The sequence below is a fragment of the Oceanobacillus sp. Castelsardo genome (assembly GCF_001659985.1).
Classification (GTDB): domain Bacteria; phylum Bacillota; class Bacilli; order Bacillales; family Amphibacillaceae; genus Oceanobacillus.
In genome coordinates this window covers 47,637-60,966 of the sequence record NZ_LYCS01000003.1, presented here as the reverse complement: position 1 = coordinate 60,966, position 13,330 = coordinate 47,637, and the positions used below count along the sequence as shown (strand labels likewise).

Here is a 13,330-nt window from a genome sequence, read left to right as displayed (position 1 = left end):
AATCTGAAAAGAGGTGATAGATTTGGATCATACAGCTCCAATAGTTGAAGATGTATTAGGGATTTCCTGGCTAGACTTTAATTTGGCTAATGTCTTCATGATAGCTGTAACATCATTAATTGTTTTCATTATTAGTGTACTAGGTGCTAGAAATCTACAAATGAAGCCAAAAGGTGCACAAAACGTAATGGAATGGGTTCTTGATTTTGTTAAGGGAATCATTAATGACACGATGGATTGGAAGACTGGAAAAATGTTCTTACCATTAGCCTTAACACTATTTAGTTATATTTTAGTATCCAATATGTTAGGTGTTATGACCAACGGGGTTGTCAATGGTGACGTATGGTGGAAATCGCCAACAGCAGATCCAGGTTTAACCCTGACATTAGCCGTAATGGTAATTGTTCTAAGTCATTACTATGGAATCAAGTTACGTGGCGGTAAAGCTTATGTGAAAGATTATTTCACACCAATGTGGCCATTATTCCCTATCAAAATAGTTGAGGAATTTTCCAACACATTAACATTAGGTTTACGTCTATTTGGTAACATTTATGCAGGGGAAGTTTTACTAACATTATTAGTAGGTGTAACATCTTTTAGTTCCTTTAGTATTCTAGGATTCATTGGGGGAGCTATACCTTTCCTAGCATGGCAAGGATTTAGTGTGTTCATCGGTGGTATCCAAGCATTTATCTTTACAATGCTATCTATGGTTTATATTTCACACAAAGTTAGTGAAGAACATTAATTTAGTGACTCAACCAGTTTTAATTTACTAGTGTTTGTTCAAAAGGAGGACAACCGGTCTTTTGGAACAACCTCTTAGTTAAAATTGGAAATAATAAAAAATTTATATACATTATCAAGGAGGATTTTATATTATGGGAGCTTTAGCAGCAGCAATTGCAGTAGGTTTAGCGGCACTAGGTGCTGGTGTAGGTAACGGTATGATCGTTAGTCGTACAGTAGAAGGGATTGCACGTCAACCTGAATTAAGAGGTCAATTACAAACTACTATGTTTATTGGGGTAGGTCTAGTTGAAGCGATGCCTATTATCGCGGTAGTTATTGCGTTAATGGTAATGTAGTTTATTTTTAACTAAAGTCTATAGATATTTTAAGCGGTAAGGAAAGTATAAAATCTTTCCCGTCTGGGGCTCTCCAATTACTCGCCCCACCGTAAAGAGTTTGCATAAGTGCAACTAAGGCATTCACCTAGTCTAAAAGCGAATGCCGTGTTTTCTAATAAATGGCGAAGGGGATTTTTTAAAAAACAAACTTCGCCGTTGTTTTCATGCAGGTAAGTAGCTTTTTATAGGAAACTGTAATATTCACTGATAAAGGTGAAAGGAGTGAATTTTGTGCAGGTATTTGCGAATTCTCATGTATATGCAGCGTTAGGTGGATTATACATAGGAGACATGCTAACGCAGCTATTCTTCTTCCTTGTATTGCTATTATTACTCAAGAAATTTGCTTGGGGTCCAGTAGTAAACATGATGCAAAAACGTGAAGAATATGTTGCGAATGAAATAGAAATAGCTGAGAAAAACCGTAAAGAAGCGGAAGAAGCTGCCGGGAAAGCTCAGGCCGAATTGAATCAAGTAAAACAAGAAGCACAGAAAATGTTTGAAGATGCAAAAGTTGCCGGAGCGAAACAAGAACAAGAAATTATCGAGACTGCTCGTAAAGAAGCAGAACGTATAAAGAAACAGGCACAACAAGAAATTCAAAACGAAAAAGAGCAAGCATTACAAGCACTTCAAGATCAAGTTGCTTCATTATCCGTTTTAATTGCTAGTAAAGTAATTGAAAAAGAACTAAATGAAAAAGATCAAGAAAGATTGATTAATGATTATCTTAAAGAGGTAGGAGAAGAGCGATGAGTGAAGCAGTAGTTGCCAATCGTTATGCAGAAGCTCTTTTCGAACTCGGACAAGAAAAACATATATTGGATAAATTTGTAGAAGAATTTACTGTTGTTCGTGAAGTGTTCCAGACGGAAGAGCAATTCGTTAATTTTCTTACACATCCAGGGATTAATAATGACAAGAAGAAAGAGCTAATAGAAGCTGCATTTAAAGGATGTCAAAAAGATGTTATAAACACAGTAAAACTGTTAGTTGAACGTCATCATACTGTAAATGTTCCAATCATTATTGATCACTTTATCCAATTGGTGAACGATTCAAAAGGTATTGCAGAAGCTACTGTATATTCTGTTCGTGAATTATCAAATGACGAATTACTCAAAGTGAAAAAGTCATTTACCAAACGTTTAAACAAGCACGAAATTCATATTACCAATGTTGTCGATCCATCTATCATGGGGGGCATTAAAATTCGCGTTGGAAATACCATTTATGATGGTTCCATTAGCAATAAGTTAAAACGTTTTGAACGGAATATCGTAACTGCAAACATATGATGATAGGGGTGAAGATGGTATGAGCATTAAAGCTGAAGAAATCAGCACACTGATTAAACAGCAGATCGCAAATTATGATGTGGAAATTGAAGTTAGTGATGTTGGAACAGTTATTGAAGTCGGAGACGGTATCGCACGTGCGCATGGTCTTGACAATGCAATGGCTGGTGAGCTTTTAGAGTTCTCCAACGGTGTCATGGGATTGGCACAAAACTTGGAAGAAAGTAACGTTGGTATCGTTATTTTAGGACCATATACGGAAATTAAAGAAGGCGATGAAGTTCGTCGCACAGGCAGAATCATGCAAGTACCAGTAGGAGACAATTTATTAGGACGTGTAGTGAATCCACTTGGACAAGCAATTGATGGACTTGGCCCAATTGAAACTACAAAAACTCGTCCAATCGAATCTCCAGCACCAGGTGTTATGGATCGTAAATCGGTTGATGAACCACTACAAACTGGTATTAAAGCAATTGATGCCCTTGTACCAATCGGACGTGGACAACGTGAATTAATCATCGGTGACCGTCAGACTGGTAAAACAACTCTAGCAGTAGATACAATCATCAATCAAAAAGATCAAGATATGATTTGTATTTACGTTGCAATCGGACAAAAGCAATCTACTGTTCGCGGTACGGTTGAAACACTTCGCCGTTACGGTGCATTAGATTATACAATCGTTGTTTCTGCTGGTGCTTCTGATCCAGCTCCATTACAATACTTAGCTCCATATGCTGGTGTATCAATGGGTGAAGAGTTCATGTACAACGGTAAGCACGTATTAGTAGTTTACGATGACCTTTCTAAACAAGCGGTAGCTTATCGTGAGCTTTCCCTACTATTACGTCGTCCACCAGGCCGTGAAGCATTCCCTGGGGATGTATTCTACTTACACTCACGTTTACTAGAGCGTGCAGCTAAATTAAGTGATGCAAAAGGTGGCGGTTCATTAACTGCACTACCATTTGTTGAAACACAAGCTGGGGATATTTCAGCATATATCCCAACCAACGTAATTTCGATAACAGATGGACAGATTTTCTTACAATCTGACCTATTCTTCTCAGGTGTGCGTCCTGCTATTAACGCTGGTCTATCTGTATCACGTGTTGGTGGTTCCGCACAGATTAAAGCGATGAAGAAAGTTGCAGGTACATTACGTCTAGACCTTGCTTCTTTCCGTGAGTTGGAAGCATTCAGTCAGTTCGGTTCTGACCTAGATAAAGCAACTCAAGCGAAATTAAATCGTGGTCAACGCACAGTAGAAGTTCTAAAACAAGGATTGCATAAACCACTAGCTGTTGAAAAACAAGTGATGATCATTTATGCATTAACAAAAGGCTTCTTAGATGACATTCCAATAGAAGACGTTCTTCGCTTTGAAGAAGAAATGAACAACTGGTTAGATTCTAACCGCGCCGAATTACTAGCTTCTATTCGTGAAACTGGAAACCTACCAGAAGCAACTGACATGAACGATGCAATCGAATCATTTAAGAAAACATTTTTAACATCTAATTAACAAAAGCGCAAGCGCCCGTCTAGCAACGTACAAACTGCGCCTGGCCATGCCAGGTGGTCCGAAGTTGCCGCGCAAAGCGGCGGTCTTAATCGGACAATCTCCTACTGCAATGAGATAAAGGAAACATGCCCCTTCATAGGGGTATGCCGACGTTGGCCGCAAAGGCCGTACTTAGTCGGCCTTCCTTAAACTTTAACCGATGTTAACTTATCGTAGTGAAGAAGTGTGAAGTTTGGGACTGCGCTAACGCTCGCCCCACCAAAAAGATCTGCTAGTTGCTGGGCGCTGGAGCTAGACGGATAATATTAGAATAAAGATGCGGAAATCGGTGCGAAAAACCCCGATTTCTGACATCTATCCTCATGTTCCCGAAAGTGTGGTGAAATAAATTGGCATCACTAAGAGATATAAAAGCAAGAATAGATTCAACAAAGAAAACAAAGCAAATTACAGGTGCGATGGAACTTGTTTCTGCATCTAAAATGAACAAAGCAGAACAAAATGCAAAAGGTTATGTACCATACAGTGAGAAAATGCAAGAGGTCGTTGCAAATATTGCAAAAGGAACGGATGCATCTCACCCAATGCTTGAAACACGCGAAGTAAAGAAAACCGCTTATTTAGTTATTACTTCGGATCGTGGTCTAGTTGGTGGATATAATAGTCATGTATTAAAACTATTACAAAATACAATTAGTGAGCGTCATAACTCACCTGATGAATATACCGTTATCGTCATTGGACGGAAAGGGTTTGACTATTGCAGAAAACGGAACATTCCAGTTTCTAATAGTATTATCGGTGTTGCAGACCATCCACAATTTGCAGATATTAAAGATATTGCAAAAGCAACGGTTCAAATGTTTACGGATGAGGAAATTGATGAATTAAACATCATTTATAACCACTATGTAAGTGCTATATCTCAAGTACCAACAATGAATAAATTGTTGCCAATTGAAGATTTGCAAGGACAAGGCGGTATCACTGGTCAGTATGAGTATGAACCAAGCGAAGAACAAATATTGAAGGTATTATTACCACTTTATGCTGAAAGTTTAATTTTCGGTGCATTACTAGATGGTAAAGCAAGTGAGCATGCAGCAAGTATGACAGCTATGCGTAGTGCGACAGATAATGCTAATGATCTAATTGGTGAATTAACATTGTCCTATAACCGTGCTCGTCAGGCGCAAATCACACAACAAATTGCTGAGATTGCTGGTGGAGCAGCTGCACTTGAATAATTTTTTCCATCTAAACGCTAGGAGGGAATTTTTTTGAGCAAAGGACATGTAACACAAGTTATGGGACCAGTTGTTGACGTGAAATTTGATGACGCTGCTCTCCCAGAAATTTATGATGCCCTTACTGTTAACATTGAAACAGATGAAAATACAAGTGAACAACTTACATTAGAAGTTGCTTTACAATTAGGCGATAACGCTGTCCGTACGATTGCAATGTCATCTACAGACGGATTAAAACGTGGAGCAGAAGTTACTGGCCTAGGACGCCCTATTTCTGTACCGGTTGGAGAAGTAACTTTAGGACGTGTATTTAACGTTTTAGGTGATAAAATTGACCTAGACGAAGCATTACCTGAAGGAATTCGTAAAGACCCAATTCACCGTGAACCACCAAAATTCGAAAACCTTTCTACTGAAACTGAAATTTTAGAAACGGGTATTAAGGTTGTAGACTTACTTGCACCATATATTAAAGGTGGTAAGATTGGTCTATTCGGTGGTGCGGGTGTAGGTAAAACCGTACTTATTCAGGAATTAATCAACAACATCGCGCAAGAACACGGTGGTATTTCCGTATTCGCAGGTGTTGGAGAACGTACACGTGAAGGTAATGACCTTTACTATGAAATGAAAGATTCTGGCGTTATTACAAAAACTGCCATGGTTTTCGGACAAATGAATGAGCCACCAGGAGCACGTATGCGTGTAGCTCTAACTGGACTTACAATGGCTGAATATTTCCGTGATGAACAAGGACAAGACGTGTTACTATTCATCGACAACATTTTCCGTTTTACACAAGCTGGTTCAGAGGTATCCGCTCTATTAGGACGTATGCCATCTGCCGTTGGTTACCAACCAACACTAGCTACGGAAATGGGTGCACTACAAGAACGTATTACGTCTACTGATAAAGGATCCGTTACATCTATCCAGGCTATCTATGTACCTGCGGATGACTATACTGACCCTGCACCAGCTACAACTTTCGCACACTTAGATGCTACAACGAACTTAGACCGTAAATTGTCTGAGCAAGGTATCTATCCAGCGGTGGATCCATTAGAATCTACTTCACGTGCACTTGACCCTGAAATCGTAGGGGAAGAACACTATAAAGTAGCAACTGAAGTACAGCAAACACTTCAACGCTACAAAGAATTACAAGATATTATCGCTATCTTAGGTATGGATGAATTAGGTGACGAGGACAAACTAGTCGTTGCACGTGCACGTCGTATCCAATTCTTCCTATCCCAAAACTTCCACGTTGCAGAACAGTTTACCGGCCAACCAGGTTCTTATGTTCCAGTAGCTGAAACAGTGAAAGGATTCAGAGAAATCCTTGACGGTAAATATGATGACCTACCAGAGGACGCATTCCGTCTAGTAGGCCGCATCGAAGAAGTTGTAGAAAAAGCACAACAATTGCAAGGCTAAATGAAAAGCGGAGGCGACCGCTTAGCGTGGCTTCTGAAATTAGTTCTAAAAGAGGGAACAAAGGGGTAACGTGAATCGTTATCTCTTCCTCTATGCAAATCCTAGGAGGGATTACATTGAAAACACTAACTGTGAGTGTTGTTACTCCTAATGGTCCCGTTTTGGAAGATGAATATGAAATGGTTGTATGTCGTGCGGAAAGTGGAGAAATTGGTATCATGCCACACCATATTCCTATTGTTGCTCCATTATCCATTGCTGCTGTTCGTTTAAAGAAGGGCAACGGTGAGGATAAACTTGCTGTAAATGGAGGCATCATGGAAGTTAGCTCAAACAAAGTTTCTATCCTTGCACAATCAGCTGAAAAGCCATCTGATATTGATGTAGAACGTGCAAGAGAAGCCAAAGAAAGAGCAGAACGCCGGCTTCAATCAAGTCAAGATAATATCGATAAACTACGGGCTGAATTAGCACTCCAACGCGCAATTAACCGTTTAGATGTTTCAAGTAAATAATAGTAAAAATCTCTTGCGACTTTGTTGCAGGGGATTTTTTGTTTCATTGAACCCTAGGTTAGTTGTATCAATATAATCGTGTACACTTTTGCTATAGAGGAATTATGTTTTGTTTATATTTTTGTAATATCCAAAGAATATATCAATAATGACAAGCGCTATTAACGTGAAACTGGTTGTCAGGGTTGACATGGAGGGAAAGTTAGAAGAGGTCAACCGAGAGAGAGGTTGTCACGGTCGACTTGGAAGGAAATTAGGAAGAAGTAAACCGAGAGGGGTGTTATCACGGTTGACCTGGCAGGAAATTAGGAAGAAGTAAACCGAGAGAGGTGTTGTCACAGTTGACTTGGAAGGAAATTAGGAAGAAGTCAACCGAGAGAGGTGCCGTCACGGTCGACTTGGAGGGAAATTAGGAAGAGGTCAACCGAGAGAGGTGTTGTCACAGTTGACTTGGCAGGAAATTAGGAAGAAGTCAACCGAGAGAGATGCTGTCACGGTTGACCTGGCAGGAAATTAGGAAGAAGTCAACCGAGAGAGGTGCCGTCACGGTTGACTTGGATGGAAATTAGGAAGAAGTCAACCGAGAGAGGTGTTGTCACGGTCGACTTGGATGGAAATTAGGAAGAAGTCAACCGAGAGAGGTGTTGTCACGGTCGACTTGGCAGGAAATTAGGAAGAGGTCAACCGAGAGAGGTGCCGTCACGGTCGACTTGGAGGGAAATTAAGGAAGAAGTCAACCGAGAGAGGTGTTGTCACGGTTGACTTGACTAGAAATTTGAAAGTATTCAACCGAGAAGAAGGCTGTCACTATGGGTTCATTAGGAAAGGTCGCGCACGCATCCGTATTTAAAAACGATAAGAAATTTTATTGACTATCTATAGAGTTTTTATTGGCCTCTCATTAGTTTTGTATAATCCATACCGACGCAATTCTCCGAAAACCCACATTCTTCTTATAAATAGTCTTATAACTAGCAGGAAAATTAATTTTTCTACTTTAATCGCTATTTCCTAGGAAATGATTCTATTATTCTATTAAAAAACTTCTCATTCGACATGCTTTTGGTCAGATACTTTAGTTGTATTTATTCGAATCGTTACAGTGGGGCGAGTATTGGATGCGTAGGCTTATCTTTTTTATCTGGACAAAAAGGTCTAAAAAATTATACTCTTTATCTATTTTTGACTTTTTTATTTATTCGTGGCAAAGTAACAGGTAGAAAAAGAATAAGGTGGTTGTATATGTTATCAATTGGACAATGGGCATTAGTCAGTATTTTTTCGCACTTTTTATTTATATACATTACGTGGCGCGTGCTATTAACAGTGGATATTTCATCAATTATTAAAAAGGGAAAGGTAACAGAGGCGAGGATTTTATTATTCTTTATTGCAATTGTAATTGGTTCTGGTGTAAGCCGATTTTTCTTAGAAATTGTACAGTGGTCAAATGATCTTATCTTCTTGTTTTAATGTATAAGAATAACTCTAGTATTCTATAACTTTATAAGTATATATAATAACCTCTTGGGTCAATACTGTGAATAGCAGAATTAACCGGGGGGGTTTTTTATGAAAAGAATGTTACTAATCTCTATATTATTTATGATCACTTCAGTTGCTTCCGTTCAAGGAAAAGGTATTTCAGAAATAGAACAATTAGCTGATTTTGTTACAGATCAACAATTACCTGTTAAAGAGTGGCAAGTTATTACCAAGGAAAAGTTGAATGGGAGCTCTATTAATAAAATCTTGAATGAATTAAAAAATAGTTATAAAGGCTCTAGGATAGAAAATGAAAATATAATAAAATTTCAGTTTAGAGACACTCATAAAGGGAAGAGTGTTAACGTAACATATAATGTTATATTACCTAAAATGAAAGAAAGTTATCCTGAACTAACAGTAGTTATCGAAGGAAATACTTGGAATCAAGAGATAAAATCTGAGTATCAGAGTGTCATTCATTCCATATTAAGTAAATATTTTACAAGTAATAAACGAATATTTTCGTGGCTTAAAACTGAGTCCGGTGGTATAATACATAATGGTGTATTTGAAAAAGAATTGATGAATTTTTTAAATCTTCAACATACAAAAACACAATTAGACACAACAACAAATATAGAACGTAAATATATTTATGGATATACAGAAAAATGGGATGAAAAGATAACAATAGAAGAAATACCGACAAACGTCCAAATTGCAATAACCCAAGAAAAAAATGGACATACAGAAGTGACTTTAGGAACACCTATCCTAATAAATGAATATTAATATAGTGAAAATGGATCTGAAGGAGATTTGTAACATGGAAAAAATCATCGTAAGAGGCGGACACCAATTAAATGGTACTGTTCGTGTAGAAGGTGCCAAGAATGCGGTTCTTCCGGTTATTGCTGCAAGTTTAATTGCAAGTGAAGGTAAGAGTATCATTACTGAAGTGCCTGTTCTAGCAGATGTATATACAATAAATGAAGTATTAAGAAGTATGAACGTTGATGTTAACTTTGATCCTGATAAAAATACAGTAGAAATTGATGCTTCCAAGGAATTAACGACAGAGGCTCCATTTGAGTATGTACGAAAAATGCGCGCTTCTGTATTAGTGCTGGGACCACTTTTAGCCCGCTATGGTCATGCGAAAGTTGCAATGCCAGGTGGCTGTGCAATCGGATCACGACCAATTGACCTACACTTAAAGGGCTTTGAAGCGATGGGTGCTGACATTCATGTAGGCAATGGTTTTGTTGAAGCAAAAGTTGATGGACGTCTTAAAGGAGCAAAAGTTTATTTAGATATGCCAAGTGTTGGTGCAACTGAAAATATTATTATGGCTGCTGCATTGGCAGATGGAACTTCTATAATAGAAAACTGTGCAAAAGAACCTGAAATTGTAGACTTGGCAAATTATTTAAATAAAATGGGTGCTAAGATTGTTGGTGCAGGTACGGAAACGATTCGTATTACTGGAGTGGAAAAATTAAAAGGTGCCAATCATTCTATTATCCCGGACCGAATTGAAGCAGGTACATTTATGGTAGCAGCTGCAATTACTGGTGGAAATGTTTTAATAGAAAATGCAGAAGCAGACCATCTTCGTTCCGTTATTTCTAAATTAGAAGAAATGAACGTTACCGTAAAAGAAGAAAAACGTGGGTTACGTGTCATCGGACCGAAAGAAGGAAAGTTAAAGGCAACAGATATTAAAACATTACCATACCCTGGTTTTCCAACGGATATGCAATCACAATTAATGGCCTTAATGCTTCAAGCAAAAGGAACTAGCGTGATTACCGAAACAGTATTCGAAAATCGCTTTATGCATGTGGAAGAATTTAGACGTATGAATGCAAAAATGAAAATTGAAGGACGTAGCGTAATTATTGAGGGACCTTCAGAGTTACAAGGTGCAGAAGTTGCTGCAACTGACCTACGTGCTGCTGCTGCGCTCATATTAGCTGGCTTAGTATCTGATGGATATACTAGAGTAACCGAATTAAAACATCTAGATCGTGGTTATGTGGATTTAGCAGGAAAACTAGCCTCTCTTGGTGCAAACATTGAACGTGTAAATGAAGACAAAAACGTTTTGATAGTAGACCAAGAGAACAAAAGAATGATTGCAAGATTGTCGTAAAAGTGGACAATAAAATAAACATAACTCGGAATCGCATGGATTAATAACATCCATGCGATTTTTTGTTTTTTCCATTTGTTACGAGAAGTAATCATATTTTACAAAATTCTTCATATAGTTTTTAAGCAAGGAGTGTGAAAAAGATGATTTTTCCAAGTAGATTGTGTGAGGGGGATACAATCGGTATTATAGCGCCGGCGGGACCAGTAGATTTAGAAGATATCAAAAAGGGTATTCCTTTTTTTGAAAATCTTGGACTTTGTGTACAGCTAGGACAACATGTGGATAACGTGTATGGATATTTAGCTGGAACCGATAAAGAACGATTAGAAGACTTTCATGATATGGTTGTTGATCCAAATATAAAAGCGATTATTTTTGCCCGTGGTGGGTATGGCACAGCCCGTTTTGTTCCTTCTATTAATTATGAATGGGTAAGACGTAATCCTAAAATTATCTGGGGTTACAGTGATATTACGTATTTACATACAGCGATTCGACAACAGACGGGCCTCGTAACTTTTCATGGACCAATGGTAGCATCTGATATTGCAAAACCCCATTTTGATTACTTCTCAGCAACGATGTTTAATCAATTATTCCAACCTACGTGCCTCATTTACTCAGAGTACTTATCCCCACTTTGTGCACATTATCCCGGTGAAACTGCAGGCCAACTAGTAGGTGGAAATTTGTCCTTACTGATTAGTACGTTGGGAACCCCGTTTGAAATCGATACAAAAGATAAAATCCTCGTCATAGAAGATATAGGGGAGGAACCTTATCGGGTGGATAGTATGCTAAATCAATTAAAATTATCTGGTAAACTACGAGAAGCGAGAGGCATTGTGATCGGTGACTTTGCAAACGCTGAATCGAAATTGAACCATTCTTTAACAATAGAAGAAGTGTTTCACGATTATTTTTCAAATATAGGCATTCCGGTTATGGGTGGTTTCAAGATTGGTCATTGTTATCCACATTTTGCCGTTCCCTTAGGTGCATATGCTAAGTTATCCACATATAATAAACAATTAGTCATTGACCCTGGAGTTAAATAGTTTTGCAAAGAAAGTCGAAGTATGTAAGGGAATGTGACAAAAAAAGTCAATAAGCGCAATTCCACAAGCTTTAACTCTATTCTAGATTGCGTATTTTAAAATAGAATCTAGAAAGTTTAATTTCTGGTTCTATTAAAAACGGAATTTGTATAGATTTAATAATAGGATTACTAGATTAATCAAATGACTATATACTAAAGGAGGAAAGCTGTGAAAGGACATCATTATCCATACAAACCAGTCAAAAAAAAGAAAAATTCTAATCTTGTCAAACAACTAAAAAAGAAGCAGTCATCTCATCAATCTAAAAAGAAAAGCAAATTGAATAAAGTCACCCAACTACATTCTGTATATCAGACTAATTCATCTGCAAAAAAGTGGAGGCTTCCAACTATACTAACTCTATCTGCTTTGATTATGTTCATTCTAGTAATTCCAACAATCATTGTTGCACCATTTGGAAGTAGTGAACAGGAAGGGACTGTAGGGGCAAAAGAGGTTAAAGAAGAATCCGTTGAAACTGCTTCATCACCATTTACGGTAGAGGTGAAACGAACTGCAACAGAAACGGTTGAAAATATACCGCTGGAAGATTACATTGCTGGGGTAATTGCTGCAGAAATGCCAGCAGAATTTGAGTTAGAAGCATTAAAAGCCCAGGCGCTCGCAGCTCGAACGTATACGGTCAATCATTTACTACATGGTGAAAAAAATGAAGAATATGATGTAACCGACACCGTCCAACATCAAGTATATAAAAGTGATGAGGAACTTCTAAAACAATGGGGTAGTGAATACTCAAAGAAAATGAATAAAATTAAAGAAGCAGTTAATGCGACAAAGGGAAAAATTTTAACGTATAAAGATGCCCCTATAACAGCAGCATTTTTCTCTACTAGTAATGGTTACACGGAAAACTCCGAAGATTATTGGGAAAATGAGCTTCCATATTTAAGAAGTGTTAAAAGCCCGTGGGATAAAGATTCACCTAAGTATCTTAATCAAGATACATTTACAACTGAAGAAGTAGAAGCGGCATTGGGTATCAGTTTACCAAAGGATAAGCCGGCATATATAGAAGAGTCAAGAACGAAAAGTGGTCGTGTAAAGGAAATTGGAATAGAAGGAAATAGTTTTTCAGGAAGAGAAGTCCGTGAAAAGCTAAACTTAAAATCAAGCGACTTTAAGATAAAACAAAATAATGGACATTTCGTATTTACAACAGAAGGCTATGGACATGGCATAGGAATGAGTCAATACGGAGCGAACTTTATGGCCAAAGAAGGAAAAACGTATGAAGACATTGTCCATCACTATTATAAAGATATAGAAATCAGCACGGTAAATGATACTGCACCAACCCTCGTTTCTAAATGAAATGAGGGGTTTTTTGTGTAAAAACGCCCTAAAAGCTCCGGGGTATTGATGAGTGCCGGAACGAGAGGGAAAACAAATGATA

The 13,330-nt window shown here is 38.0% G+C and carries 13 protein-coding genes; all 13 read left to right on the top strand.

Features of this window, described 5'->3' with window-relative positions; all coding sequences use genetic code 11:
- Positions 1-22: 22 nt before the first annotated feature.
- Complete coding sequence (atpB, locus tag A9178_RS07080) at positions 23-754, top strand: F0F1 ATP synthase subunit A (protein ID WP_068673784.1); 732 nt, start codon at positions 23-25, stop codon at positions 752-754.
- 133 nt (positions 755-887) lie between these two features.
- Positions 888-1,094: a F0F1 ATP synthase subunit C gene (gene atpE / locus A9178_RS07075; RefSeq protein ID WP_068673782.1), complete on the top strand. Its 207-nt coding sequence runs from the start codon at positions 888-890 to the stop codon at positions 1,092-1,094.
- A 333-nt stretch (positions 1,095-1,427) separates the two neighbouring features.
- The gene (gene atpF / locus A9178_RS07070) at positions 1,428-1,892 is read left to right on the top strand and encodes a F0F1 ATP synthase subunit B (protein WP_082918137.1); all 465 of its coding nucleotides are present in this window, start codon (positions 1,428-1,430) and stop codon (positions 1,890-1,892) included.
- Positions 1,889-2,434: a F0F1 ATP synthase subunit delta gene (locus A9178_RS07065; RefSeq protein WP_068673779.1), complete on the top strand. Its 546-nt coding sequence runs from the start codon at positions 1,889-1,891 to the stop codon at positions 2,432-2,434. Before atpF ends, A9178_RS07065 begins: the two co-directional genes overlap by 4 nt.
- 19 nt (positions 2,435-2,453) lie before the next feature.
- Positions 2,454-3,962 (top strand): F0F1 ATP synthase subunit alpha, encoded by a 1,509-nt coding sequence (atpA, locus tag A9178_RS07060; RefSeq protein WP_068673776.1) that lies wholly within the window; start codon positions 2,454-2,456, stop codon positions 3,960-3,962.
- A gap of 389 nt (positions 3,963-4,351) precedes the next feature.
- Positions 4,352-5,209 carry an ATP synthase F1 subunit gamma gene (gene atpG, locus A9178_RS07055; RefSeq protein ID WP_068673774.1) on the top strand — a complete coding sequence of 286 codons (858 nt, stop codon included), beginning with the start codon at positions 4,352-4,354 and terminating at the stop codon, positions 5,207-5,209.
- Positions 5,210-5,242: 33 nt separating this feature from the next.
- Positions 5,243-6,652, top strand: a complete 1,410-nt coding sequence (atpD, locus tag A9178_RS07050) for a F0F1 ATP synthase subunit beta (RefSeq protein ID WP_068673772.1) — start codon at positions 5,243-5,245, stop codon at positions 6,650-6,652.
- Between the two features lie 116 nt (positions 6,653-6,768).
- Positions 6,769-7,167, top strand: a complete 399-nt coding sequence (locus tag A9178_RS07045) for a F0F1 ATP synthase subunit epsilon (protein WP_068673770.1) — start codon at positions 6,769-6,771, stop codon at positions 7,165-7,167.
- 1,242 nt (positions 7,168-8,409) lie between these two features.
- Positions 8,410-8,640: a DUF1146 family protein gene (locus A9178_RS07040; protein ID WP_068673768.1), complete on the top strand. Its 231-nt coding sequence runs from the start codon at positions 8,410-8,412 to the stop codon at positions 8,638-8,640.
- Positions 8,641-8,739: 99 nt separating this feature from the next.
- Positions 8,740-9,447: a YwmB family TATA-box binding protein gene (locus A9178_RS07035; protein WP_068673766.1), complete on the top strand. Its 708-nt coding sequence runs from the start codon at positions 8,740-8,742 to the stop codon at positions 9,445-9,447.
- 34 nt (positions 9,448-9,481) lie between these two features.
- Entirely contained in the window at positions 9,482-10,810 is a 1,329-nt protein-coding gene (murA, locus tag A9178_RS07030) for a UDP-N-acetylglucosamine 1-carboxyvinyltransferase (protein WP_068673764.1), read from the top strand.
- A gap of 143 nt (positions 10,811-10,953) precedes the next feature.
- A complete protein-coding gene (locus A9178_RS07025; RefSeq protein WP_068673762.1) occupies positions 10,954-11,871 on the top strand; it encodes a S66 peptidase family protein in 918 nt (305 codons plus the stop codon).
- A 210-nt stretch (positions 11,872-12,081) separates the two neighbouring features.
- Positions 12,082-13,248 (top strand): stage II sporulation protein D, encoded by a 1,167-nt coding sequence (spoIID, locus tag A9178_RS07020; RefSeq protein ID WP_068673760.1) that lies wholly within the window; start codon positions 12,082-12,084, stop codon positions 13,246-13,248.
- Positions 13,249-13,330: the final 82 nt, after the last annotated feature.

Bases quoted from the DNA above. Each gene is read 5' to 3' on its own strand.
- atpF (WP_082918137.1), top strand. From the start codon at position 1,428: ATGCTAACGCAGCTATTCTTCTTCCTTGTATTGCTATTATTACTCAAG.
- A9178_RS07035 (WP_068673766.1), top strand. From the start codon at position 8,740: ATGAAAAGAATGTTACTAATCTCTATATTATTTATGATCACTTCAGTT.
- A9178_RS07040 (WP_068673768.1), top strand. From the start codon at position 8,410: ATGTTATCAATTGGACAATGGGCATTAGTCAGTATTTTTTCGCACTTT.
- atpE (WP_068673782.1), top strand. From the start codon at position 888: ATGGGAGCTTTAGCAGCAGCAATTGCAGTAGGTTTAGCGGCACTAGGT.
- murA (WP_068673764.1), top strand. From the start codon at position 9,482: ATGGAAAAAATCATCGTAAGAGGCGGACACCAATTAAATGGTACTGTT.
- A9178_RS07025 (WP_068673762.1), top strand. From the start codon at position 10,954: ATGATTTTTCCAAGTAGATTGTGTGAGGGGGATACAATCGGTATTATA.
- atpA (WP_068673776.1), top strand. From the start codon at position 2,454: ATGAGCATTAAAGCTGAAGAAATCAGCACACTGATTAAACAGCAGATC.
- A9178_RS07065 (WP_068673779.1), top strand. From the start codon at position 1,889: ATGAGTGAAGCAGTAGTTGCCAATCGTTATGCAGAAGCTCTTTTCGAA.